26 protein-coding genes and 1 tRNA gene are annotated in these 24,294 nt (G+C 63.8%); 14 read left to right on the forward strand and 13 right to left on the reverse strand.

The features are described from left to right. Window positions 1–293: 293 nt before the first annotated feature. From SO140_RS05985 to SO140_RS05995, 3 genes are all read right to left on the reverse strand, one after another. On the reverse strand, window positions 294–1,292 hold the full coding sequence (locus tag SO140_RS05985) for an AraC family transcriptional regulator (RefSeq protein WP_449381508.1): 999 nt from the start codon (window positions 1,290–1,292) through the stop codon (window positions 294–296). A gap of 225 nt (window positions 1,293–1,517) precedes the next feature. Beyond that, the gene (locus tag SO140_RS05990) at window positions 1,518–1,790 is read right to left on the reverse strand and encodes a BQ00720 family protein (RefSeq protein WP_027528273.1); all 273 of its coding nucleotides are present in this window, start codon (window positions 1,788–1,790) and stop codon (window positions 1,518–1,520) included. A 51-nt stretch (window positions 1,791–1,841) separates the two neighbouring features. Beyond that, window positions 1,842–2,267 carry an Hsp20 family protein gene (locus SO140_RS05995; RefSeq protein WP_011083554.1) on the reverse strand — a complete coding sequence of 142 codons (426 nt, stop codon included), beginning with the start codon at window positions 2,265–2,267 and terminating at the stop codon, window positions 1,842–1,844. A gap of 314 nt (window positions 2,268–2,581) precedes the next feature. On the opposite strand from SO140_RS05995, the gene SO140_RS06000 reads away from it, so the two are divergent. Next, window positions 2,582–2,791, forward strand: coding sequence for a hypothetical protein (locus SO140_RS06000; RefSeq protein ID WP_449381509.1), 210 nt, complete (start codon window positions 2,582–2,584; stop codon window positions 2,789–2,791). A gap of 1 nt (window position 2,792) precedes the next feature. On the opposite strand, the gene SO140_RS06005 is transcribed toward SO140_RS06000, so the two are convergent. The 6 genes from SO140_RS06005 to SO140_RS06030 all read right to left on the reverse strand — a co-directional run bounded on the left by SO140_RS06005 (window position 2,793) and on the right by SO140_RS06030 (window position 9,238). Then, the gene (locus tag SO140_RS06005; protein ID WP_449381510.1) at window positions 2,793–3,884 is read right to left on the reverse strand and encodes a sn-glycerol-3-phosphate import ATP-binding protein UgpC; all 1,092 of its coding nucleotides are present in this window, start codon (window positions 3,882–3,884) and stop codon (window positions 2,793–2,795) included. Window positions 3,885–3,890: 6 nt separating this feature from the next. Then, entirely contained in the window at window positions 3,891–4,739 is an 849-nt protein-coding gene (gene ugpE / locus SO140_RS06010) for a sn-glycerol-3-phosphate ABC transporter permease UgpE (RefSeq protein WP_449381511.1), read from the reverse strand. Then, window positions 4,739–5,620 carry a sn-glycerol-3-phosphate ABC transporter permease UgpA gene (gene ugpA, locus SO140_RS06015; RefSeq protein ID WP_449381512.1) on the reverse strand — a complete coding sequence of 294 codons (882 nt, stop codon included), beginning with the start codon at window positions 5,618–5,620 and terminating at the stop codon, window positions 4,739–4,741. The genes ugpE and ugpA overlap by 1 nt, the downstream gene beginning before the upstream one ends. A gap of 49 nt (window positions 5,621–5,669) precedes the next feature. Then, entirely contained in the window at window positions 5,670–6,989 is a 1,320-nt protein-coding gene (ugpB, locus tag SO140_RS06020; RefSeq protein WP_449381513.1) for a sn-glycerol-3-phosphate ABC transporter substrate-binding protein UgpB, read from the reverse strand. Window positions 6,990–7,418: 429 nt separating this feature from the next. Next, the gene (locus tag SO140_RS06025; RefSeq protein ID WP_449381514.1) at window positions 7,419–8,624 is read right to left on the reverse strand and encodes a CaiB/BaiF CoA transferase family protein; all 1,206 of its coding nucleotides are present in this window, start codon (window positions 8,622–8,624) and stop codon (window positions 7,419–7,421) included. Between the two features lie 188 nt (window positions 8,625–8,812). Then, the gene (locus tag SO140_RS06030) at window positions 8,813–9,238 is read right to left on the reverse strand and encodes an organic hydroperoxide resistance protein (protein WP_449381515.1); all 426 of its coding nucleotides are present in this window, start codon (window positions 9,236–9,238) and stop codon (window positions 8,813–8,815) included. Between the two features lie 154 nt (window positions 9,239–9,392). Here SO140_RS06030 and SO140_RS06035 point away from each other — a divergent pair, with 154 nt between their 5' ends. Beyond that, the gene (locus tag SO140_RS06035) at window positions 9,393–9,854 is read left to right on the forward strand and encodes a MarR family winged helix-turn-helix transcriptional regulator (RefSeq protein ID WP_449381516.1); all 462 of its coding nucleotides are present in this window, start codon (window positions 9,393–9,395) and stop codon (window positions 9,852–9,854) included. Window positions 9,855–9,865: 11 nt separating this feature from the next. On the opposite strand, the gene SO140_RS06040 is transcribed toward SO140_RS06035, so the two are convergent. The 3 genes from SO140_RS06040 to SO140_RS06050 all read right to left on the reverse strand — a co-directional run bounded on the left by SO140_RS06040 (window position 9,866) and on the right by SO140_RS06050 (window position 10,775). Further along, on the reverse strand, window positions 9,866–10,108 hold the full coding sequence (locus tag SO140_RS06040) for a GIY-YIG nuclease family protein (RefSeq protein ID WP_449381517.1): 243 nt from the start codon (window positions 10,106–10,108) through the stop codon (window positions 9,866–9,868). Between the two features lie 117 nt (window positions 10,109–10,225). Beyond that, window positions 10,226–10,301 (reverse strand) — tRNA-Ala (locus SO140_RS06045). A 66-nt stretch (window positions 10,302–10,367) separates the two neighbouring features. Further along, the gene (locus SO140_RS06050; protein WP_449381518.1) at window positions 10,368–10,775 is read right to left on the reverse strand and encodes a TIGR02300 family protein; all 408 of its coding nucleotides are present in this window, start codon (window positions 10,773–10,775) and stop codon (window positions 10,368–10,370) included. A 181-nt stretch (window positions 10,776–10,956) separates the two neighbouring features. On the opposite strand from SO140_RS06050, the gene aroA reads away from it, so the two are divergent. The 12 genes from aroA to SO140_RS06110 all read left to right on the forward strand — a co-directional run bounded on the left by aroA (window position 10,957) and on the right by SO140_RS06110 (window position 23,238). Then, on the forward strand, window positions 10,957–12,294 hold the full coding sequence (gene aroA / locus SO140_RS06055; protein ID WP_449381519.1) for a 3-phosphoshikimate 1-carboxyvinyltransferase: 1,338 nt from the start codon (window positions 10,957–10,959) through the stop codon (window positions 12,292–12,294). Further along, complete coding sequence (gene cmk, locus SO140_RS06060; protein WP_449381520.1) at window positions 12,291–12,929, forward strand: (d)CMP kinase; 639 nt, start codon at window positions 12,291–12,293, stop codon at window positions 12,927–12,929. Before aroA ends, cmk begins: the two co-directional genes overlap by 4 nt. 267 nt (window positions 12,930–13,196) lie before the next feature. Further along, entirely contained in the window at window positions 13,197–14,906 is a 1,710-nt protein-coding gene (rpsA, locus tag SO140_RS06065) for a 30S ribosomal protein S1 (protein ID WP_449381521.1), read from the forward strand. A gap of 258 nt (window positions 14,907–15,164) precedes the next feature. Then, the gene (gene sppA, locus SO140_RS06070) at window positions 15,165–16,145 is read left to right on the forward strand and encodes a signal peptide peptidase SppA (RefSeq protein WP_449381522.1); all 981 of its coding nucleotides are present in this window, start codon (window positions 15,165–15,167) and stop codon (window positions 16,143–16,145) included. A gap of 173 nt (window positions 16,146–16,318) precedes the next feature. After that, on the forward strand, window positions 16,319–16,624 hold the full coding sequence (locus SO140_RS06075; protein WP_007598410.1) for an integration host factor subunit beta: 306 nt from the start codon (window positions 16,319–16,321) through the stop codon (window positions 16,622–16,624). 71 nt (window positions 16,625–16,695) lie between these two features. Further along, complete coding sequence (locus SO140_RS06080) at window positions 16,696–17,091, forward strand: lipopolysaccharide assembly protein LapA domain-containing protein (RefSeq protein ID WP_449381523.1); 396 nt, start codon at window positions 16,696–16,698, stop codon at window positions 17,089–17,091. Window positions 17,092–17,157: 66 nt separating this feature from the next. Beyond that, window positions 17,158–17,817, forward strand: a complete 660-nt coding sequence (locus SO140_RS06085; protein ID WP_449381524.1) for a phosphoribosylanthranilate isomerase — start codon at window positions 17,158–17,160, stop codon at window positions 17,815–17,817. Beyond that, window positions 17,814–19,031 carry a tryptophan synthase subunit beta gene (trpB, locus tag SO140_RS06090; protein WP_449381525.1) on the forward strand — a complete coding sequence of 406 codons (1,218 nt, stop codon included), beginning with the start codon at window positions 17,814–17,816 and terminating at the stop codon, window positions 19,029–19,031. The genes SO140_RS06085 and trpB overlap by 4 nt, the downstream gene beginning before the upstream one ends. Beyond that, window positions 19,028–19,864: a tryptophan synthase subunit alpha gene (gene trpA, locus SO140_RS06095; protein ID WP_449381526.1), complete on the forward strand. Its 837-nt coding sequence runs from the start codon at window positions 19,028–19,030 to the stop codon at window positions 19,862–19,864. Before trpB ends, trpA begins: the two co-directional genes overlap by 4 nt. A gap of 212 nt (window positions 19,865–20,076) precedes the next feature. Then, a complete protein-coding gene (gene accD, locus SO140_RS06100; RefSeq protein WP_449381527.1) occupies window positions 20,077–21,018 on the forward strand; it encodes an acetyl-CoA carboxylase, carboxyltransferase subunit beta in 942 nt (313 codons plus the stop codon). Next, window positions 21,015–22,358 carry a bifunctional folylpolyglutamate synthase/dihydrofolate synthase gene (locus tag SO140_RS06105; RefSeq protein WP_449381528.1) on the forward strand — a complete coding sequence of 448 codons (1,344 nt, stop codon included), beginning with the start codon at window positions 21,015–21,017 and terminating at the stop codon, window positions 22,356–22,358. The genes accD and SO140_RS06105 overlap by 4 nt, the downstream gene beginning before the upstream one ends. Window positions 22,359–22,497: 139 nt before the next feature. Beyond that, complete coding sequence (locus SO140_RS06110; RefSeq protein ID WP_449381529.1) at window positions 22,498–23,238, forward strand: metallophosphoesterase family protein; 741 nt, start codon at window positions 22,498–22,500, stop codon at window positions 23,236–23,238. Here SO140_RS06110 and SO140_RS06115 read toward each other — a convergent pair. Further along, window positions 23,231–24,274 (reverse strand): ATP-dependent DNA ligase, encoded by a 1,044-nt coding sequence (locus SO140_RS06115; protein ID WP_449381560.1) that lies wholly within the window; start codon window positions 24,272–24,274, stop codon window positions 23,231–23,233. The genes SO140_RS06110 and SO140_RS06115 overlap by 8 nt on opposite strands. Window positions 24,275–24,294 lie beyond the last annotated feature (20 nt).

Consider the following 24,294-nt stretch of genomic DNA (forward strand, 5'->3'; position numbering starts at 1 on the left):
CGATGCCTTCACCCCCGAGGAATGCGCCAACTACCTCAAAAATTCAGGCTATCGAACTTAATGCCATCACGCTTTAGACGATTTGCAGAGCACAGTGATCGAGCCAGGTGATCGCCAGAGGATCGAGGCGCAATTGACGTCTGCGAGGTCGCAGCTTTCGTCCAGTCTCGCAGGGGTGGCCGACCTCTCTCGTCGGCTGGGCGATGCTGCATCCAGGATTGACGGGGCGCTTGCCAGGCGCGCCGCGACCACGCCGGATCCGGCGTCAGCGTCAACGCTCCGGCAGCAACGCCCTAATCGTCCGGAAATGCGCGCTTGACGGTTTCCGATGGGTAGGCACCGAACACCGCACGGTATTGCGCGGCGAAACGGCCCATATGTGTAAAGCCCCATTTCAAGGCGACCTCGTACACGGGCAGCTCGTTTTCGGGGCTCGATAATTCCGCATGGACGGCTTCCAGCCGGATTCGTCGCAAGAAAGCCGCAGGCGTTGTATCGTGAAACCTGCGGAATCCGAGCTGCAGGGAGCGCTCGCTCACGCCAACGGCGACCGCTACGTCGACCATCGTCAGCGGTAGATGAAGATTGGCGCGCATGTGCTCGATGGCCTGCCGGACGTGCCGTGGCGTCACGTCGGGTGTCCGACGATCCAGCCGACCGCTCAGGCTGTGGGGCACATTCTCGAAGACGAGCCGCAGGGTGGCTTCCGTCAACAGAGCCATCGCTTTCGACGAGTGCTTCAGGATCTGCGGATCATGCATGCCCAGGACGATCGTGCGGGCAAGCTGATGCAGGGTCTGTCCCGTGCCCGTCGAGAGAGCGACGGTCGGAGCGAGATCCAGGTTCGTCAGCGCGGCGTTGCCGAACATTGCGCTGAGCATTTTCGCGACGATGCCAGCATCGAACTTCAGTATGACGTTCGAATGGTTTCCGTCGGCAGATGTCCTGATCTTGTGATGCTGCAGCATCGGAAGCGCGACGAGAGTGACGGTTGACGTCGTCCGTTGCACGGGTCTGGTACCCACGACCATGTCGGAGGCGCCGGCGCCGAGAAAGCCTATCGCAAGGTCTGCCTGAACGGCCTCACAGGAATAGGACCAGTCGCCGGAAACCCGAGTCCTCAAGACGCTGATTCCTGGTCCCATGACGACGTCCGAACGCCAGTGGAATGCGGTATCTATCTTGGGCGGTAAAGGTTTGATCGTGGGCGCAAATGAGGCAAACGAGGCGAGCAATGCGTCAAAGCCGGAGCCCGACAGGGCCGGAGCTACGTAGAAAGTGTCGTCGGGCAACGGGGGCTATCTCATAATCGGCTCGATGTTATAATTATATAGAATAATCATCGGGCATCGGCCCCGGGGTGGCGGAGCATTTCCATCCATTTCGCGCAAAGACTATCCAGTTTGCGCCGGAACCGCCGCCGGCAGCCTATTCCGGTTGCTCCCCTCAAAAAGAAAGCGGGCATGCCCTCGCATGAAGGCATGCCCGCTTGGAATTCATCTGCGAAACGCGTGCGCTCAGTGCACGCTCACCGCCTGCAATTCGTTGCTCCAGGCATTGGCGATCGCGGCTTCGCGGCTGTCGGTCAGCATGATCGGCGTGCCGTCGGCGGCGTGGAGCGCGAAGAGTTTCAGGCCCGGCGCAATCTTGGGCGCCTCGGGAAACAGGTCGGGCACGTCCTCCGAGCGGATCTGCTTCACATAGGCGATGTGGCCCTCGCCGAGGGTTGCCAGCGTCTCCGGTGAGACGTTGTTGGCTTCGTATTCGAACGCAACGTGACCGTTACTCATGGTCTCGACTCCTCTCTCGAAACTAAGCGGTCGAGTCCGCTACTCGTTCCATTATTCGTGCTCATTGATAGCGATTGTCTTAACGATCCTTTCCGGTTCCGGCCGGGCGAGATCGATCGACAACAGCCCGTTCTTCAGATCCGCACCCAGCACCAGCATCCCCTCCGCCAGCACGAACGTGCGCTGGAAGTGGCGCGCGGCGATGCCGCGATGGATGTATTGCCGGGTCTTGTCGTCCTGCTGACGCCCGCGGATCACGAGCTGGTTTTCCTCAATGGTTACATCGAGTTGGTCGCGGGTGAAGCCGGCGACCGCCAGCGTGATGCGTAACCGCTCGGGCTGGCCGTCCGACCGGTCACACCTCTCGATATTGTAGGGAGGGTAGCCGTCGGCGCCTTTGACGACCCGATCGAGCACGCGCTCGATCTCGTCGAAGCCCAGCAGGAACGGACTGGATAACGTGGGAACACGAGACATAGTTTACAAAGTCCTCGCGGAAAGCGACTTTGACGTTTCAGGGCCCTGAATGGCACCCCTTGTGACCCAATATGGGCATATCCCCGAGCGGGTTCAAGCACCTAGCCGGGGGCTGTGGATGGGCCGTGACGCCCAGCGCGGTCATTTTGCCATCGCAGATGCTTACAGATCGTAAGGGCCGGACCTCGCCGTCGCCCTGAGACGCAAGTCTGAGCACGATGACGTTTCGGGACGAATTATGCCAATGAAAACAAGTCCCCTTCTACTGTGCATGGGGTTGTTTTAAGATATCGCACCAGTAATCGAGAATTCCCATGCCCGATTCATATGGTGTGCCGCAGCCGGGCAACGCCGAGGACTATCAGCAGTTCATGCTTGCCCTCTATGACTTGATAGAGGATGCACGCAACCTAGGCGCCTGCGGTGACGGCATCGAAACGCTCAAGACAGCTCGTTTGCTGCTTCTCGATGATTTTGAGGCGAAACACCCCGGCTACGGCAGCGGGCGGGCCGTCTGGCGCTGACTCAGGCCTCGATCCGCGTCCGCCCGTCGCCGCTGAACAGATGCAGCTTTTGGCGGACTGCCGCGACCCGGATTTTCGCGCCGATCGGCGGGGCCTCGGCTCCGGGGATCCGGACGATGACCTCGCCGGGCGGCAGCTCGCCGGGCGTCGCTGCGACCTGCTGCTCGTCCTGCCGGCGCGAGCCATAGACGAAGGTCTCGGCGCCGACCCGCTCGATCGCTTCCACGGTGAGGGCGAGCGCGACGCCGCCGGCGGGCGTCTGGTCGGTGATGACGAAGTCCTCCGGGCGGATGCCGAGGATGCCGGCTTCCGCCACGCGGCCATTGCTGCCGAGCTGCGTCTTGATCTCGTCCGGCCGCGTCGACATCAGATTCATCGGCGGGGCGCCGATGAAGGACGCGACGAACGTCGTGGCCGGCTTCTCGTAGATCGCGAGCGGATTGCCGATCTGCTCGACCTGGCCGCCATTCATCACGACGAGGATGTCGGCCAGCGTCATCGCCTCGAGCTGGTCGTGGGTGACGTAGATCGACGTGGTGTTCAGCCGGCGCTGCAATTTGCGGATCTCGACGCGCATCGCGATGCGCAGCTTGGCATCGAGATTGGACAGCGGCTCGTCGAACAGGAACACTTTTGGCTGCCGCACGATGGCGCGGCCCATGGCGACGCGCTGTCGCTGACCGCCTGAGAGCTGGCGCGGCTTGCGCTCGAGCATCGGTGCGAGCTCGAGCACGCGCGCGGCTTCCTCGACACGGGTCTTGATCTCGGCCTCCGCCATGCCGCGATTGCGCAGGCCATAGGCCATGTTGTTGTAGACGCTCATATGCGGATAGAGCGCGTAGTTCTGGAACACCATCGCGATGTCGCGGTCGGCGGGCTCGACCTGGTTGACGACGCGGCCGCCGATGTCGATCTCGCCGCCGGTGATGGTCTCGAGCCCCGCGACCATGCGGAGCAGCGTCGACTTGCCGCAGCCGGAGGGGCCGACCAGCACGCAGAACTGGCCGTCGCCCACATCGACGTCGACGCCCTTGATGGCCTCGAAGCCGCCGGGATAGGTCTTGCGGACGTTGCGCAGAGTGACGTTAGCCATGAAAACTCACTTTTCCGTCTCGACCAGGCCGCGCACGAACAATTTCTGCATCGCGACGACGACGAACACCGGCGGCAGCATCGCGAGCACGGCCGTCGCCATCACGATCGGCCATTCGGTAAGCGCATCGTTGGTGGTCATCATCTTGCGGATGCCGACCTGGATGGTCTGCATGTCGTCGCGGGTCGTGATCAACAGCGGCCAGAGATACTGATTCCAGCCGAGGATGAAGAGGATCACGAACAGTGCCGCCATGTTGGTGCGCGAGAGCGGCAGCAGCGTATCCCAGAAGAACCGCAGGGGCCCGGCGCCGTCGATACGCGAGGCTTCCAGGAGCTCGTCCGGCACCGTCATGAAGAACTGGCGGAACAGCAACGTCGCGGTGGCCGATGCGATCAGCGGCAGCGACAGGCCGGCAAAGCTGTCGAGCATGTGCAGGTCGGCGACGATCTTGTAGGTCGGATAGATGCGCACCTCGACCGGCAGCATCAACGTGATGAAGATGATCCAGAAGATCGCCATCCGGAATGGAAAGCGGAAATAGACGATCGCATAGGCCGAGATGATCGAGATCGCGATCTTGCCGACCGCGATCAGCAGCGCCATGACAAGCGAGTTGAACATCATGTTGCCAACCGGCTCGCGAGTCGAGCCGCTCGTGCCGACGAAAATCGTCTGGTAGTAGACCTCGAAGAAATGTCCGCCCGGCAAGAGCGACATCTGACCGTTGGCGATCAGCGCGTTGTCCTGGGTGGAGGCGACGATCGCGATGTAGACGGGGAAGGCGACGATCGCGATCCCGATCCACAGGATGATATGGGCGACGTAGCGGCGGATGCCCTCTTCCTCGACCATCAGTAGGTCACCTTGCGTTCGACGAAGCGGAACTGGATTGCCGTCAGCACGATGACGAGCATCATCAGGATCACCGACTGTGCCGCGGAGCTGCCGAGATTTCCGCCCAGGAGCCCCTCGGTATAGACCTTGTAGACCAGTGTTACCGTCGATGTTCCAGGACCGCCACGTGTCATCGTATCGATGATGCCGAAGGTGTCGAAGAAGGCGTAGACGATGTTGATGACCAGGAGGAAGAAGATGGTCGGTGACAGCAGCGGGAAGGTCACGGTCCAGAACCGCCGCATTGGGCGGGCGCCGTCGATCGCCGCCGCCTCCATCACGCTCTTCGGGATGGCCTGAAGCCCGGCAAGGAAGAACAGGAAATTGTAGGAGATCTGCTTCCAGGCGGCGGCGAGGATGACCAGCGTTGCTGCCTGATTGCCATTGAGCAGCGGATTCCAGTCGATTCCCATGTCGCGCAGATAGCGCGAGAGGACACCGAGCGAGGGATGCAGCATGAAGATCCAGAGCACGCCGACGACCGGCGGGGCGACCGCATAGGGCCAGATCAGCAGCGTGCGATACAGCATGCCGCCGCGCATCGGCCTGTCCGCCATCACGGCCAGCAGCAGCGCCAGGGACAGCGACGAGAGCGCGATCGCAAACGAGAAGAAGAAGGTCCGGACGATCGCCTCGAAATAGGCGGGCTCCTTGAACAGTTCGACGTAGTTGTCGAACCAGACGAAACTCGTCGAAAGACCGAAGGCGTCCTGCAGCAGGAAGGATTGGATGACGGCCTGCAGTGCAGGCCAGTAGAAAAAGATCAGGACGATCGCGAGCTGCGGTGCAACCAGCGCGAACGGCAATAGCCTTGATTGGAAAATGGCTTGCTTTTGCATGATGTGAGGTGGGGCGGCAGGTCGCGCGATCGGCCTGCCGCCCATCGCCTTATTTCACGGCGGTCTTTTCGAACTGCCGGAGCATCGTGTTGCCGCGTTCGACGGCGGCGTCGAGCGCCTGCTTGGCGGTCTTCTTGCCGGCGAGCGCCTGCTCGATCTCTTCCGACCAGACGTCGCGGAGCTGCACCATGTTGCCGAGCCGCAGGCCGCGCGAATTCTCGGTCGGCTCCTTGTTGGTCAGCTCGATCAGCGGCGTTTCGAGATAGGGCTGATCCTTGTAGAAGCCCTCGGCCTTCGCCTTCTCGTAGGCCGCCTTGGTGATCGGCAGATAACCGGACGCCTTGTGGATGTAGACCTGACGATCGGTGTCCGACAGGAAGGTCAGGAATTTGGCGACGCCCTTGTACTCGTCGGCCGATTTGCCACCCATGATCCACAGCGAGGCGCCGCCGATGATCGAGTTCTGCGGGGCGCCCTTGACGTCCGGATAGTAGGGCATCGGCACCGCGGTGAAGTTGAACTTGGCCTGTGCCTTGACGTTGCCGAAGAAGGCCGAGGAGGTCAGGTAGATCGGGCATTCGCCGGAGGTGAAGCGACCCTCGCCGGTGTTGGTGCGGCCGGCATAGTCGTAGGTCTTGTCCTTCTGCAACTCGACGAGGTTCTCGAGATGCTTGACCTGCAGCGGACCGTTGAACTCAAGAACGGTGTCGAAGCCGTCGAGACCATTGGCCTTGGTCGAGAGCGGCACGTTGTGCCAGGCGGAGAGCTGCTCGAGGTTGACCCAGGTCACCCAGGAGCCGGAGAAGCCGCAGGTGGAATAGCCGGCGGCCTTCAGCTTCTTCGCATCGTCGAACACTTCCGGCCAGGTCTTCGGAATGTCGGCGATGTTGGCCTTCTTGAGCGCGTCGAGATTGATCCACATCACCGTGGATGACGAGTTGAAGGGGAAGGACAGCATTTCGCCCTTCGAGGTCGAATAGTAGCCGGTGATCGCGGGCAGGTAGGCCTTGGGGTCGAACTTCTCGCCGGTCTCGGCCATCAGCTTGTAGACCGGTTTGACGGCGCCGGTCGCGGCCATCATGGTCGCGGTGCCGACCTCGAAGACCTGCATGATGTGCGGCGCATTGCCAGCGCGGAAGGCCGCGATGCCGGCGTTCATCGTGTCGGCGTAGTTGCCCTTGTAGGTCGGAATCACCTTGTAGTCGCTCTGCGACGCATTGAAGTCGTTGGCGAGCTTGACGATGACGTCGTTGTTCGCGCCCGTCATCGCGTGCCACCACTGAATTTCGGTCGCGGCCAGCGCAGGCGAGGCGGCAAAGCCGAACGTGGCGGCAATGGTGGCAGCCGCAGCAAATTGTCGAAGAGCCATCAAGTAAACCTCCCTTGGGCCGTCATCAAAGTGCGCTTGCGCTAGCAGCGCCATGTGACGTTCACGTGACTGTGTAAGCGGCCGAAACGAAAGCGGCAAGCGCCGCAAAAGGGAAGCCGTCAAATAGGCGAAGAGGCCTTCGCAAGGCAGGCCGTCCGCGGCGCACTATCGTGCGTCGCGCCGCAGTGCGGCATCGTTGGGCGAAAAGCGAGTACCGTCGGCGGCGAATGGCGTACGTAGAATCGGTGCAGCTCCGGGCTCCCCTTAACCTCTCCTGCTTGCGGGAGAGGTCGGCGCGCAGCGCCGGGTGAGGGCTCCATCCTCTGGTGGATTGTCCCGTTGGGGAGACACCCTCTCCCCAACCCTCCCCCGCGAGAAGGGGGAGGGAGCGCAGCGTCGGTGCCGTGCGCTCTTTTCCCGTCACAACCCTCAGCGCTTGCGCTCGGGACCGCAGACCACGCCGTTCTCGACCAACGTCTCGATCTCGGCCCCGGAATATCCGAACTCGCCGAGCACCTCTGCGGCGTGCTGGCTGAATTTCGGCGGCACGCGGCGCAGGCTCGGCTTGCTGCGATCGAGCCGGATCGGCGAGGCGACGCCCTTGTACCAGTCCTTCTCGATGACGTCGCCGCGGTAGATCGTATGCGGATTGTTCAATGCCTGGTCGATCTTCTGCACGGGGCCCGCGGGCAGTCCGGCCGCGAGCAGGCGGTCGCACAGCGGCTCGGCCTCGTGCTGGCTGAACACCGCGGCAAGCTCGGCGCGCAGCGCCTCGCGATTGGCGATGCGGTCCTTGTTGCGCGCAAAGCGCGGGTCCGTGCCGAGCTCGGGCTTGCCGATCTCCTTGGCCAGCTTGCGGAACGTGCCGTCATTGCCGACGCCGATGAAGATGTCGTCGGTTTTGGTCGGGAAGATCGCATAGGGCACGAGATTGGGATGTTCGTTGCCGGTCAGGCCGGGGGGCTTGCCGTGCATGAAGTAGTTCGCGGTGTGCGGATGCATGATGGCGAGGCCGGTCTCGTAGAGCGTGGTCTCGAGGAATTGCCCAAGCCCTGAGCGCTGCCGCTCCGACAGCGCCATCAAAATGCCGATCGCGGCATAGAGTCCGGTGGTGATGTCGACCAGCGGCACGCCGATCCGCATCGGTCCGCTTTCCCTGGAGCCAGTCGCCGCGATCATGCCGGTCATGGCCTGGATGATGGCATCGTAGCCGGGATTGCCGCCGCGCGGGCCGTCGGCGCCGAAACCGCAGATCCGGCAATGCACGAGGCGCGGAAATCTTTCGCGCAGCACCTCGTTGCCGATGCCCCATTTCTCCAGCGTGCCGGGCTTGAAATTCTCGATCAGGACGTCGGCCGTCTCCAGCATCTTGAGCAGCACGGCGCGGCCGCCTTCGGAGGCGAGGTCGAGGCCGATCGAGCGCTTGTTGCGGTTGATGCCGACGAAGTAGGCCGCGTCCTCCTCATGGAAGGGAGGTCCCCACTCGCGCACCTCATCGCCCGCGGGCGGCTCGACCTTGATTACGTCGGCGCCGTGGTCGGCGAGAATCTGCGTGCAATAGGGGCCGCCGAGCACGCGCGTGAGATCGATGACGCGCAGTCCACTCATCGCACCGATTGCTACTTCGGAAGTCATGACGGCAACCTTCGTTTCGGCTCGTTGATCTCTGTTCGATCACAGGCCTAGCGAGGTTCGCAAGAGCCAGCAATGGCTCCCGGCGTAGAGCCGCATGCGCCGCCGCGGCCATCCCGCGACGTGGCGTAGCAAGGCGGCGAGTGGCTGGCTCGAGGGGGATCTCGGGCCAGCCAGGGTCGCCTTTGGCCTCACGCAACCTTCAGGCGGACGTCGACGTTGCCACGGGTCGCGTTGGAATACGGGCAAACCTGATGGGCCTTCTCGACCAGTGCCTCGGCCTCCGCGCGGGGAACGCCGGGCAGCGAAACCACGAGCTCGACGTCGAGGCCAAACCCGCCCGCCGAGCGCGGACCGATGCCGACCGTCGAGGTCACCGAGGTGTCGGCGGGAACCTTCGGCCCACCCTGGGAGGCCACGAACTTCATCGCGCCGATGAAGCAGGCGGCGTAGCCGGCCGCAAACAGCTGCTCGGGATTGTTGCCCGCGCCGCCTCCGCCGCCGAGCTCCTTCGGGGTGGTGAGCTTCACGTCCAGCGCGCCGTCGAGGGTCGCAGCATGGCCGTCGCGGCCTCCGGTGGCCTTGGCGCTGGTCTTGTAGAGGACATTCACGGACATCGTCGTCTCCCTGGTTTCCGGTTGGGGTGCGCCCATATTGCAGACAATTAGATTGCGCGCAATCTAAAATGGGGCAGCCTCACATTTAATTGTTCGCAATTGAATTGGCCGTCGCGGCGTCTCACAATGCGAAGCGAATCTCGAAAGGTTCTCCATGGCTCGGAAACAACTGGCCGCCGACCAGCCGCTGCGGCTCGACAACCAGATCTGCTTTGCGGTCTATTCGGCCGCGCATGCCTTCAACCGCGTCTACAAGCCGCTGCTGGACCGGCTCGGCCTGACCTATCCGCAATATCTGGTGATGCTGGTGCTGTGGGAACGCGACGGCGTGCCGCTGAAGGATATCGGCGAGCGGTTGTTTCTGGATTCCGGCACGCTCACGCCGCTCCTCAAGCGCCTCGAGGCCGCGCAACTCGTCAAGCGCACGCGCTCGACCGAGGACGAGCGCAAGGTGCTGATCGCGCTGACGCCGCAGGGACAGGCATTGAAAGACAAGGCGCGCAGCGTGCCGCAGTCGATCCTGGCCGCATCCGACTGCACGGTGCCCGAACTGGTCGCGATGAAAAACGAGATCGTCGCGTTGCGCGATCGGCTGAATGCGGTGATTGGGGAGTAGGGCGGGCGGCTCTAGCAGAGCCGTTTTTTCGAGAAGGCGCGGCCTGAGTGCGACTTGAGATATTTCTCGAACGCCAAGGCTTTCAGTTTGTCAGGGAAAGCGCAGTACCAGACCAGCTTCCACGGCTTGAACTTCGCGGTGTGAGCGGATCTGCCGGCGTTGTGCTCCGGGACCCGTCGCTTCAGATCTTCCGTGGCACCGATGTATTCCTGATCAGGAAACTCGATGCTGCGGATGATGTAGACGTACCACATTGATGGCTCACGTCGGGGCAGTCGTCTGAGGGGAAGCGGGGATAGAACGTGTGGCAGTCCGTCTTCGCCCTTCGGGCACCGCGCGGCTGCGCCACGCGTAGCCCGAAGGGCGGAGCGTGGTGGAGCCAGGCGGGATCGAACCGCCGACCTCTTGCATGCCATGCAAGCGCTCTCCCAGCTGAGCTATGGCCCCTTAACCATCCGGCACGCCTTGGGCAGCGCGTCGGGAAAGACCCAGAACCACAGTTCTGGAATTATCTCAAGTCTCTTCATCACCTCCGACATCACCAATGATGTCGGTTACGTCCTCATCACCCTCTTCGTCGTCGGCGATGAAGGTCGAATCATCGTCATCGTCGTCCTCGAGGGTCTCATCGACCTCGATGTCGTCCTCTGATTCGGGCACGGCGGCCTTGACCTTGCCGGTGTTCTCCTCGGCATCGGCCTCCTCGAGGGAGACCATCTCTTCGGTCTCGGCCGGTTCCGGCGCGGTGTCCTGGGCCACGCTGCGCGCTTCGGCGCCGCGGGTCGGGCGCGCCGGCGCCACCGGCGCAATCGGCACCACCTCGCCAGTATATGGCGAGATCACCGGATTCTTGTTGAGGTCATAGAACTTCTTGCCCGTGGTCGGGCAAATGCGTTTGGTTCCGAGTTCGGACTTGGCCACGGCAGGAATCCTGGGAATGTCTGAAAAGCGGTGCTTCACTTGGCTAGTTGGCGGCCCGCTGTCAATAGCGCATTGCGGAGGAAAGACATGCCCGTGACGGCGGACTGACCATGTGATACCTGCGCCCGCGAGCCCCCGGGGACCATTCGAGGTCCACCTGCGGGCATTCAAGGACACAATCTTGGCTCATTCCGACCAACCGAGACCACTTCAGTCCCGCGCCAGCGGCGCTCTGACCGGGAACGTACGGGTCCCCGGGGACAAGTCGATTTCGCACCGCTCGCTCATTCTGGGCGCGCTGTCGGTCGGCGAAACTCGGATCAATGGCCTCCTGGAGGGCGAGGACGTCCTCAACACCGCCAAGTCCATGCAGGCGCTCGGCGCCACGGTCGAGCGCACCGGGGATTTTGCCTGGCGCGTGCGCGGGGTCGGCGTGGCCGGCTTTGCGCAGCCCAACGCGCCCCTGGATTTCGGGAACTCGGGGACCGGCTGCCGGCTGGTGATGGGGGCCGTCGCAGGCTGCCCGATCTCGGCGGTATTCGACGGCGACGCCTCGCTGCGCAGCCGTCCCATGGGCCGGGTGCTCGATCCGCTGGAGAAAATGGGAGCCAAGGTCGTCGCCGTTGGCGAGGGCGGTCGTCTTCCGCTGACGCTCCAGGGCGCGCGCGATCCCCTGCCGATCACCTACAAGACGCCCGTGGCCTCGGCCCAGATCAAGTCGGCCGTGCTGCTGGCGGGCCTGGCCGCGCCGGGGACGACGACCGTCATCGAGAGCGAGGCGAGCCGCGACCACACCGAGCTGATGCTCAAGCATTTTGGCGCCGATATCACGTCGGTAGCGGAAGGCCGGCATGGTCGCCACATCACACTCGTCGGCCAGCCTGAGCTGCACGGCGCCGCTGTCGTGGTGCCCGCCGATCCTTCCTCGGCAGCCTTTCCGGTCGTTGCCGCGCTGATTGCCGAAGGCTCCGATGTCGTGCTGTCCGACATCATGACCAATCCGCTGCGCACCGGGCTCTTCACGACGCTCCGCGAAATGGGCGGCTCGATCGAGGAGAGCGAGGTTCGCGGCGATGCCGGCGAGCCGATGGCGAGCTTGCGCGTGCGCGCCTCGAAACTGCGCGGCGTCGAGGTGCCGCCGGAGCGCGCGCCGTCGATGATCGACGAGTATCTGGTGCTCGCGGTGGCGGCGTCCTTCGCCGAAGGCACGACCATCATGCGCGGCCTGCACGAGCTGCGAGTCAAGGAATCCGATCGGCTGGCGGCGACCGCCGACATGTTGCGCGTCAACGGCGTGAAGGTCGAGATCTCCGGCGATGATCTGATCGTCGAGGGCAGGGGCCACGTGCCCGGCGGCGGTCTCGTCGCCACCCATATGGATCACCGGATCGCAATGTCGGCGCTGGTGATGGGCTGCGCGTCCGACAGGGGCATAAAGGTCGACGACACCGCCTTCATCGCCACCAGCTTTCCCGACTTCATTCCGATGATGCGTTCGCTGGGGGCCGATTTTTCATGATCATCGCCATCGACGGCCCCGCGGCCTCCGGCAAGGGCACGCTCGGCAAGCGCCTCGCACATCATTACGGCTATCGTCACCTCGATACCGGCGTGATCTACCGCGCTGTCGCCCATGCGCTGATCCAGGCGGGCGCCGACCTGCGTGACGAGGCGGCCGCCGTTGCGGTGGCTTTGGAACTTGATCCGGAAAAATTCGGCAATCCCGTCCTCAAGACCCAGCAGATCGGCGAGGCCGCCTCCATGGTCTCCGCAATTCCCAGGGTTCGCGAGGTCCTGGTCAATTTTCAGCGGCAATTCGCCCTCGACCCGCCCGGCGCTGTCCTCGACGGCCGCGATATTGGAACCGTGATCTGCCCCGATGCGGACGTGAAGATCTTCGTCGTCGCCGACCCCAAGGTCCGTGCCCATCGCCGCACCATGGAGGCCAGGGCACGGGGCGAGGAGGCGGACGAAGCGGCCGTGCTGGCCGACATCATTGCGCGCGACGAACGCGACCAGAATCGGCCGATTGCGCCCCTGAAACCTGCCCCCGATGCTTACTTGCTAGATAACTCCCAACTGGATATAGAAGGCGGCGTCCGGGCCGCCATCGACATCATCGAGGCCGTTCGAGCGGGCCGTCCGCGGGTTTAAGCCGCGGTCGTCATTGGAGGAAGAGCCCGCTCCCGTTCTTGAAGGTCGATATTCCGATCCCCGTTTTGGGACCGGCGACGATTTGAGGCTCCGGCAACAATTCAACGTATCGAACGCGCGGGCTCTCGCCGGCCCGCTCTTGCTGCTTTCAGGGGAAGACCCGGGGCAGCGAGCGGTCGCTCGAAGGTTTTGCGGACCTTCCGACACTGCGCGCGCGATACGCCCATCAACCCAACGGCCGGCAAAACGTCCGCAACTGGAGAACAAATGGCTTCGACTTCCGCTAATACCTACAGCCCCTCGCGTGACGATTTCGCCGCGATGCTCGATGAGTCCTTTGCAGGTGGTAATCTGCAGGAGAGCTCCGTCGTCAAGGGCAAGGTTGTTGCAATCGAAAAGGACATGGCCGTCATCGACGTCGGCCTGAAGACCGAGGGCCGCGTCGCGCTGCGCGAATTTTCCGGCCCCGGCCGTGAGAGCGACCTCAAGGTCGGCGATGAGGTGGAAGTATTCCTCGATCGCATCGAAAACGCCCTCGGCGAGGCCGTGCTGTCGCGCGACAAGGCGCGCCGCGAAGAGAGCTGGGGCAAGCTCGAGAAGGCGTTCCAGAACAACGAAAAGGTCAACGGCGTCATCTTCAACCAGGTCAAGGGCGGCTTCACCGTCGACCTCGACGGCGCCGTGGCGTTCCTGCCGCGCTCGCAGGTCGACATCCGCCCGATCCGCGACGTTGCGCCGCTGATGAACAACTCGCAGCCGTTCCAGATCCTCAAGATGGATCGCCGCCGCGGCAACATCGTCGTCTCCCGCCGCACGGTGCTGGAAGAGACCCGCGCCGAGCAGCGTCAGGAGCTGGTGCAGAACCTCGAAGAGGGTCAGGTCATCGACGGCGTGGTCAAGAACATCACCGACTACGGTGCGTTCGTTGATCTCGGCGGTATCGACGGCCTCCTGCACGTCACCGATATCGCGTGGCGCCGCGTCAACCACCCGACCGAGGTGCTCTCGATCGGCCAGACCGTGAAGGTCAAGATCATCAAGATCAACCACGAGACGCACCGCATCTCGCTGGGCATGAAGCAGCTGCTGGACGATCCGTGGCAGGGCATCGAAGCCAAGTACCCGCTGGGTGCGCGCTTCACCGGCCGTGTCACCAACATCACCGACTACGGCGCGTTCGTCGAGCTCGAGCCGGGCATCGAGGGCCTGATCCACGTCTCCGAGATGTCGTGGACCAAGAAGAACATGCACCCCGGCAAGATCGTCTCGACCTCGCAGGAAGTCGAAGTGCAGGTGCTGGAAGTCGATTCCGTCAAGCGCCGTATCTCGCTCGGCCTCAAGCAGACCATGCGCAACCCGTGGGAGGTCTTCGTCGAGAAACATCCGACCGGTTCGGTGGTCGAGGGCGAAGTCAAGAACAAGACCGAGTTCGGTCTGTTCCTGGGTCTCGAGGGCGACGTCGACGGCATGGTTCACCTCTCCGACCTCGACTGGAAGCTTCCGGGCGAGCAGGTGATCGACAACTACAAGAAGGGCGACGTGGTGAAGGCCGTGGTGCTCGATGTGGACGTCGAGAAGGAGCGTATCTCGCTCGGCATCAAGCAGCTCGAAGGCGACCCATTCGCCGAGCCGGGCGATGTCAAGAAGGGCGCGGTCGTGACCTGCGAGGTGCTCGAAGTGAAGGAAGCCGGGATCGAGGTGAAGATCACCGGTACCGACTTCACCACCTTCATCAAGCGCTCCGAGCTCGCCCGTGACCGCAACGACCAGCGCGCCGAACGCTTCGCCGTCGGCGAGAAGGTCGATGCCCGCGTCATCCAGTTCGACAAGAAGGCCCGCAAGGTCCAGGTGTCGATCAAGGCGCTCGAAGTTGCCGAGGAGAAGGAAGCCATCGCGCAGTACGGCTCCTCTGATTCGGGGGCGACGCTCGGTGACATCCTCGGCACCGCGCTCAAGAACCGCGGCGAGAACAAGTAAGCGTTACGCTTGTTTCGCAAACATCAAAGCCCCGGCATTTTGCTGGGGCTTTTTTGCGCCCGTAGCCCGGATGGAGCGCAGCGAAATCCGGGTATCTTTGCGCGGCGAGCCGATCCCGGATTATGCTGCGCTCCATGCGGGCTACGCGGTTACCAGCCTTGCTTTCTTCAAATTGCGTCGCAATTGATGTATCCAGATAAGCCGATGGTCACGCTGCGACTGCAAAAGGCGTGAGCCCACATATTTGGAGATTTTTCGATGTCGCTCGATTCGGACATCATCGTCGATCGCCGCCGGATCCGCCGCAAGCTGACATTCTGGCGCGTCGCTGCCGCGCTGGTCGCGATCGCGGCGATTGCGGGCTTTGCGCTCGTCGCGACGCCGGGCGTGCGCGGTACATTCGCGTCCGCCGGCTCGATCGCGCGCGTCCAGATCGATGGTCTGATCCGCAGCGATTCCGAGCGCACCCAGGCGCTGGAGCGGCTGGAGAATTCCCGCGCGGCCGCTGTCATCGTTCACATCAATTCGCCGGGCGGCACCACCGCCGGCTCCGAGCAGCTCTATGATTCGCTGACGCGGCTGAAGGCGAAGAAGCCGCTCGTCGTGGTGGTCGAGGGGCTTGCCGCTTCCGGTGGCTACATCACCGCGATCGCAGCTGACCACATCATCGCCCAGCAAAGCTCGCTGGTCGGCTCGATCGGCGTGCTGTTCCAATATCCGAACGTCGCCGATCTCCTGAAGATCATCGGCGTGAAGGTCGAGGAGGTGAAATCCTCGCCGTTGAAGGCTGCGCCGAACGGCTTCGAACCCACCAGCCCCGAAGCGCGGGCCGCGCTCGATGCACTGGTGAAGGACTCCTACGCCTGGTTCAAGGGACTGGTGAAGGAGCGCCGCGGCATGGATGACGCGCAGCTCGAGAAAGTCGCCGATGGCCGCGTTTTCACCGGTCGGCAGGCGATCGAGCTGAAGCTGATCGACCAGCTCGGCGACGAGAAAACTGCGGTGACATGGCTCGTCGAGCAGAAGGGCGTCAAGAAGGACCTGCCGGTTCGCGACTACAAGCTCGAGCCCCGCTTCGGCGATCTGCCATTCCTCAAGTCGGCGGCCACCGTCACGCTCGAAGCCATCGGTTTGAGCTCGCTGGCGCATCAGATCGAGCGCAGCGGCGTCACGCAGGCGGTCGATCGGATCGGTTTGGACGGAATGCTCGCGCTGTGGCAGCCCGCCGCGTCAAATTGACCGGGAACCGGGCGAGGCCGAGAGGGTTTTCCCGTTCGGCTTGTGCTGTGACAGACCCCCTTTCAGACCTTTGTCACGCACTTTAGCGCTGTCCAAGCTTGATTTAGCGTCTTGACAGATCAAGGCATTTTCACGGAAATGGTCATCCGCACGCTTCCGGGTCCTATCTCTCGATGATCAAATCCGAACTTGTTCAGCGTATCGCCGAGCACAACCCGCACCTTTACCAGCGGGATGTCGAGAACATTGTGAATGCGATCCTCGAGGAGATCGTCGCAGCGCTCGCGCGCGGCGATCGGGTCGAGCTGCGCGGCTTCGGTGCTTTTTCGGTGAAGCATCGCCCCGCGCGCGCAGGGCGCAATCCGCGCACCGGCGCCCATGTGCCCGTCGACCAGAAGAGCGTCCCGTTCTTCAAAACGGGCAAGGAAATGCGCGAGCGGCTGAACCGCGACCATCCGGACCCTGGCGCGCCAGACTAGGGCCGACGCCCAGGTTTACCGGCGTGGCCGCTTGATGCGGCCACAAGCATGATTCAAGGCGAGCGATCGAGATGCGAAAATTCCTGACCGCGTTGATCGTGATTCCGTTCTTCCTGCTGCTCGTGGTCTTCGCCGTCGCCAACCACCATTTCGTCACGGTTTCCTTCGACCCCTTCAATTCGGCCGATCCGTCGCTGTCGGTCGCCCTGCCGTTGTTCCTGCTCCTGATCCTGGTGGCGTTTCTGGGAGTGCTGGCCGGTGGCTGTGCCGTCTGGTTCGGCCAGCGGCATTGGCGGCGGGCGGCGCGCCGGCACGAGGCCGATGCGCGCTCGGCGAGGTCCGAATTGGCGGACTTGAGGGCCTCCGCGGCCGCCTCGCGGCCCGATCCGCAGCGGCTGCCGGTCCTCCCCACCGGGGCCGGCCTTTACGGTCCCGTCGGGCGAGACAAGCAGCGCGCGACGTTGTAGAAGCGGCCGCATCGAAAACCCCGTTTTTCCGGCCGCGGCTTCGCGGCCTCCTTGCGCTTCGAGACCATGACCCTGCTCGTCAAAATCTGCGGCCTGTCCACGCGCGAGACGCTTGACGTCGCGCTCGACGCCGGCGCCGACATGGTGGGGTTCGTGTTCTTTCCACCCTCGCCCAGGCATCTGTCGCTGGAAACCGGGCGGGATCTCGGCCGGCAGGTCAAGAAGCGTGCGCTGAAGGTCGCGCTCACGGTGGATGCCGACGACGCGACGCTCGACAACATCATGGACGCGCTGTCGCCGGACATTCTTCAGCTCCACGGCAAGGAGAGCACCGCGCGGCTGCGCGACATCAAGCAGAGGTTCGGCCGCCCGGTGATGAAGGCGCTGCCGATCGAGACGGCGGCCGATCTCGCGGTGCTGCCCGGCTACGCCGCGGTCGCCGACCGCATCCTGTTCGATGCCCGTCCGCCGAAGGACGCAACCCGGCCTGGCGGGCTGGGCGCGCCCTTCGACTGGCACCTTTTGGAAAACCTCGATCTGAAGCTGCCCTATATGGTCTCCGGCGGGTTGCACGCCCAGAACGTCGCAGAGGCCCTGCGACTCACCGGCGCCGGCGGCGTCGATGTCTCCTCCGGGGTCGAGAGCGCCCCCGGCGTGAAGGACCCGGAGATGATCAAAGCCTTTATTCGCGCGGCGCGCGCCACCCAAGAGTTGAGCGTACGATGAACATCGCCAAACCAAACTCCTACCGCAGCGGCCCGGACGAGCGCGGCCATTTCGGCATCTTCGGCGGGCGCTTCGTCGCCGAAACCCTGATGCCGCTGATCCTCGATCTGGAGAAGGCCTACAACGCGGCCAGGGCCGATCCGGCCTTCCAGGCCGAGATGAACGGCTATCTCAAGAACTATGTCGGCCGGCCCTCGCCGCTCTATTTCGCCGAGCGCCTCACCGAGCATCTCGGCGGCGCAAAAATCTACTTCAAGCGCGAGGAGCTGAACCACACCGGCTCGCACAAGGTGAACAACGTGCTTGGCCAGATCATGCTGGCGCGGCGCATGGGCAAGAAGCGCATCATCGCCGAGACCGGCGCCGGCCAGCACGGCGTCGCCACCGCGACGCTTTGCGCGCGCTTCGGCCTGGAATGCGTGGTCTATATGGGCGCCGTCGACGTCGAGCGGCAGCAGCCCAACGTCATACGCATGGAGATGCTGGGCGCCAAGGTGTTTCCGGTGCAATCGGGCACGCGCACGCTGAAGGACGCCATGAACGAGGCGCTGCGCGACTGGGTCACCAACGTGCACAACACCTTTTACTGCATCGGCACGGTGGCTGGTCCCCATCCCTATCCGACGCTGGTGCGTGACTTCCAGTCGGTGATCGGCAATGAGACCAAGGTGCAGATGCAGGAAGTCGAAGGCCGGCTGCCCGATTCGCTCGTCGCCTGCATCGGCGGCGGCTCCAATGCCATGGGCCTGTTCCATCCCTTCCTCGACGATCCCTCGGTCGAGATCTTTGGCGTCGAGGCTGCGGGCCACGGGCTCACGCAATTGCATGCGGCCTCGATCGCGGGCGGCCGTCCCGGCGTGCTGCACGGCAACCGCACCTATCTCCTGATGAACGAGGACGGCCAGATCCAGGACGCGCACTCGATCTCGGCCGGTCTCGACTATCCCGGCATCGGCCCCGAGCATTCCTGGCTGCACGAGATCGGCCGCGTCAACTATCTCTCCGCGACCGACGACGAGGCGCTCGCAGCATTCCAGCTATTGTCGCGGCTCGAAGGCATCATCCCGGCGCTGGAGCCCGCGCATGCCATCGCCAAGGTGATGGAGCTCGCGCCGAAGCGGCCCAGGGATCACTTGATGGTCGTCAATCTCTCCGGCCGCGGCGACAAGGACGTCCCGCAAGTCGGCGATATCCTGAGGGGCAAGACCAAGTGACCACGCGTATCGATACCCGCTTTGCCGAGCTGAAGAAGCAGGGCCGCTCGGCCTTCGTCACCTTCGTGATGGCTGGCGATCCCGATCCGGCGACGTCGCTCGAGATCATCAAGGCATTGCCGAAGGCCGGCGCCGACGTGATCGAGCTCGGCATGCCCTTCACCGATCCGATGGCCGACGGCCCGTCGATCCAGGCAGCGGGCCTGCGCGCGCTCAAGGTTGGCATGACGCTCAAGAAGACGCTCGAGCTCGTGCGCGGCTTCCGCAAGGACGACAATGCCACGCCGATCGTGCTGATGGGCTACTACAATCCGATCTACATCTACGGCGTCGACAAGTTTCTCGCCGATGCCAAGACCGCCGGCGTCGATGGCCTCATCATCGTCGATCTGCCACCGGAGGAAGACGACGAGCTCTGCCTGCCCGCGATGAAGGCCGGCCTCAACTTCATCCGCCTGGCGACACCGACGACCGACGACAAGCGCCTGCCGGCCGTGCTCGCCAACACCTCGGGCTTCGTCTACTACGTCGCCATCACTGGCATCACCGGTGCGGCTGCTGCCGATGCCACGGCCGTGAGCGAGGCGGTTGCGCGCATCAAGCGGCATACAAAATTGCCGGTCTGCGTCGGCTTCGGCATCCGGACGCCGGATGCTGCCCGCGCCATCGCATCGCACGCCAATGGCGCGGTGGTCGGCACCGCGCTGGTCGATGCCCTCAAGAACAGCCTCGATGCGGAGGGGCGCGCCACCGGCAAGACCGTTGACGCCGTCGCCGAATTGACCGCATCCCTCGCCCAGGGCGTGCGGGGCGCGCCGCAGGCGGCGGAATAGGCCATAATTCCGCTTCTAAAGCGCGATGAGGTTGAGTTGAATCGTCATCGCGCTTTAGCTCTTTGTTTGAGCATGATCTTGTCGGAAAACCACTTCACACTTTTCCGGATCATGCTCTAACGCGGGCCACATAGCGGCTTGCCGGGGAAAGTCCCGGCCGCCATATATCTCTTCAAGCCATCCCAGGGCGGGATGGCTAATCGGAGCAAACCATGAACTGGCTCACCAATGTGGTCCGGCCGAAAATCCGCAACATGCTGCGGCGGGAGACGCCGGAGAATTTGTGGATCAAATGCCCGGATTCCGGGCAGCTCGTGTTCTACAAGGACGTCGAGGCCAACCAGTTCGTCATCCCCGGCTCGAACTATCACATGCGCATGGGCGCGGTGGCGCGGCTCAAGTCGATCTTCGACAACGAGACCTGGTTCGACGTCGCTCTGCCGGAGGTCGCCCCCGATCCGCTGAAATTCCGCGACGAAAAGAAATATGCCGATCGCATCAAGGATGCGCGCGCCCGCACCAATCTGAACGATGCGATCAAGGTCGGCTACGGCAAGCTCGAAGGCGCCGCCGTCGTCATCGCCGTGCAGGACTTTGACTTCATGGGCGGCTCGCTCGGCATGGCCGCGGGCGAAGCCATCGTGCGCGGGCTCGAGCTCGCGGTCGAGAAGAAGTCGCCGTTCATCGTGTTCGCAGCCTCGGGCGGCGCCCGCATGCAGGAAGGCATCTTGTCGCTGATGCAGATGCCGCGCACGACTGTCGCCGTGCAGATGCTGCGCGAAGCCAGGCAGCCCTACATCGTGGTGCTGACCAACCCGACCACCGGCGGCGTCACCGCGTCCTATGCGATGCTCGGCGACGTGCAGATCGCCGAGCCGGGTGCGCTGATCGGCTTTGCCGGCGCCCGTGTCATCGAGCAGACCATCCGCGAGAAGCTCCCCGAAGGTTTCCAGCGCGCCGAGTACCTGAAGGAGCACGGCATGGTCGACATGGTCGTGCACCGTCACGACCTGCGCCCCACCCTGGCGCGACTCTGCCGCCTCCTGACCAGGTCGCCGGCACTCGAGGTCGTGTCGAAATCAGCGCAGCCGGTGACGAGCGCGGCGCAGATCGTATCGGCCCCCGAAGTGGCGCCGGCCGCACCGCACGCGTGAACGCCTCCGCTGACAGCGCAAAGCCGTCGCTCGGTGCTGTAGTCGAGCGGCTCTCGGCACTGCATCAAAAGCGTATCGATCTCGGGCTCGAGCGGATGCATCGCCTGCTCGAGCGGCTCGGCCATCCCGAGCGCAAGCTGCCGCCGGTAATCCACATTGCCGGCACCAACGGCAAGGGCTCGACGCTTGCCTATCTCCGCGCAACGCTCGAAGCAGCAAACCTGCGCGTTCACGCCTATACCTCGCCGTATCTGGTCCGGATCAACGAATGCTTCCGGCTCGGCCGCCTCAATGGCGGCGTGCTGGTCGGTGACGACGAGCTGCGTGCCGCGCTTGAGGAGGTCGAGCGCGTCAATGCCGGCGAGGCCGCGACCGTGTTCGAGCTCAAGACCGCCGCCGCCTTTCACTTGTTCGCGCAAAATCCGGCCGATGTGGTGCTGCTCGAAGTCGGCCTCGGCGGACGACTCGATTCGACCAACGTGATCGATACGCCCGCGGCCTCCGTGATCACGCCGATCAGCATGGACCACATGGATTTCCTCGGGGATAGCTTGAGCGCGATTGCCGGCGAGAAAGCAGGGATCATCAAGCGAGGCGTGCCCGTGATATCGGCCGAGCAGACGGGCGAGGCGACGGCGGTGATCGAAGCGCAGGCCAAGCGCATGCGTGCGCCGCTGTTTGCTGCAAACGAGGGCTGGCACGTCAATGTCGAGCACGGACGTCTCGTCTATTCCGACGATCGCGGTCTGATGGATCTTGCGGCGCCGCGCCTGTTCGGCCGTCACCAGTTCGACAATGCCGGCCTTGCGATCGCGACGCTGCGCGCGTTGAGCGCCTTCAAGATACCTCATGCGGCGTTCGAAGCCGGAATCCTCGGTGCCGAATGGCCGGCGCGGATGCAGCGGATCACCTCCGGAGCGCTGCTCGGCTGGGGACCACGGGGCTCCGAGATCTGGCTCGATGGCGGACACAACGCGGAGGGCGGCCGCGTCGCGGCCGCCGCGCTCGGCGATCTCGAGGAGCGGGTGTCGCGTCCCCTGGTCGTGATTGCCGGGATGATGGCCAACAAGGACGCGCAGGGGTTTCTGGCCAATTTCGCCGGCCTTACCCGCCACATCATCGCGGTGCCGATCCCGGAAACCGAGAACGCCATGCCGGTCGACCGGCTTGCGGATGCCGCGCGCAGCTTTGGCATGCGCGTCGAGATCGCGCCCGGCGTCGAGGCCGCGCTGCGCGCGCTGTCACGGCTCGCCCATGACGTGCCGCCGCGCATCCTGATCACCGGCTCGCTTTACCTCGCCGGTCACGTGCTCGACATCAACGGCACGCCTCCTGCATGAAACTCTCGTGTCCCGGACGCGGCGCGGCATGTCATGACGCGACGCAGAGCCGGGACCCAGTGCTTGTTTTGTGGGCCCCGGCTCTGCAGCGCATCACTACGTGCTGCGCTGCGTCCGGGGCACGAGATTGGGAACGACGATGCGTTTTGCCGCGATTGCCGACGTCCATGGAAACTATCTCGCGCTGGAGGCGGTGCTGGCCGATATCCGTGCACACGGCATCAAGGACATCGTCAATCTCGGCGACATGCTGAGCGGGCCGCTCGATGCACGACGGACGATCGATATCCTGATGTCTCTGGACGCCGTGCACGTACTCGGCAACCACGATCGCTATCTGCTCGACCGTCCTCCGGAGAAGATGGGCTCATGGGATCGTCCCGCCCATGGGCAGCTAGACGGTTCTCATCTTGACTGGCTACGCGCGCAGCCGATGACGCGCGTGTTTCGTGACCAGGTGTTCCTCTGCCACGCGACGCCGGAGGACGACGAGGTCTATTGGCTCGATACCGTTCATTCCGATGGGACCGTTGCGATGTCGCCGCTGGATCGCATCGAGCAGCTCGCGCACGGCATCGCGCAATCCCTGATCCTCTGCGCGCACACGCATCTTGCGCGCGCCGTGCGGCTACGTGACGGTCGGACGATCGTCAATCCCGGCAGCGTCGGCAGCCCCGGCTATCGCGATGAGCATCCGTATCCGCACCTCGTCGAGGCCGGCACGCCGCACGCGCGCTATGCGATCCTCGAGCTGGTGAACGGTGCGTGGCAGATGACGTTCCGCCACATCGCTTACGATCACGAGGCGATGGCCGCGCTTGCGCGGCGCAACGGTCAGGGTGAGCTCGCGAACGCGCTCGCGACGGGGTGGATCAGATAGACATCTTCGCCGTACCGGGCGGGGCCTGCTTCAGCATCTTCATGGGATCCGCCACCTTCTGCTTCAGCTGCACGAAGGTGCATTGCCGCGGTGCCTTGTCGGGTCGCCAGCGCTGGATCGAGGTGCCGTGGCGAAAGCGTTCGCCGCTGAAATGGTCGTAGCAAACCTCCACAACCAGCTTCGGCTTGAGTGGGCACCATTTCGCCGAGCGTTCGGTGGACCACCGGCTTGGACCGCCCGGCGCGTTGCCGGTGAAGCCGGGCTCGCCGATCAGCGCTTCCAGCTTCTCGGTCAGCGCCGGCTTCTCCCCCTGCTTCATCGCCGAGGTGAAGCCGACATGGTGCAGGAGGCCCTTGTCGTCATAGAGCCCGAGCAGCAGCGAGCCGACCACCTTGCGGCCGGCGATCCTGTTGGTCGCATAGCGGAAGCCGCCGACCACGCAATCCGCGCTGCGAAATCGCTTGATCTTCTGCATGCCGTCGCGCGTTCCGGCCTGATAGGGCAGGTCGACGCGCTTGGCGATGACGCCGTCCGAGCCGCCGCCGGATCGTGCCAGCCATTTTTGCGCGGTGGCAGGGCTCAACGTAACCGGTGAGAGACGGAAGTTCGCACCGTTCCGGAAACTGATTTTCGCGAAAGCTTCCAGCGCCGGCCTTCGTTCGCTCAGTGGCTTCCCTGCAAGCTGCTTGTCTTTGACGCTTTTCAGCAGATCGAACGCGAGAAAGAGCGCCGGCGTGTCCTGAGAGAGCTTCTTGACCCGGCTCGCGGCGGGATGAATTCGTTGCAGCAGCGCGTCAAAGGAAAAGCCCTTGCCCTGCAGCACGACGATCTCGCCGTCGAGCACGAAGCTGCGCGCCTTGAGCTTCAGTGCGGCGGCAACGAGCTCGGGAAAATAGCGCGCGAGATCCTCACCGGACTTGGAGCGAAGATCGACACTCTTGCCATCGCGCGAAAGCAGGCAGCGAAAGCCATCCCATTTCGGCTCGTACTGCCATTCCCGTCCGCGCGGGATAGCATCGACCGAGCGTGCCTCCATGGCAACGAGTGAGGTGGATC

Source organism: Bradyrhizobium sp. UFLA05-108, from assembly GCF_059803455.1.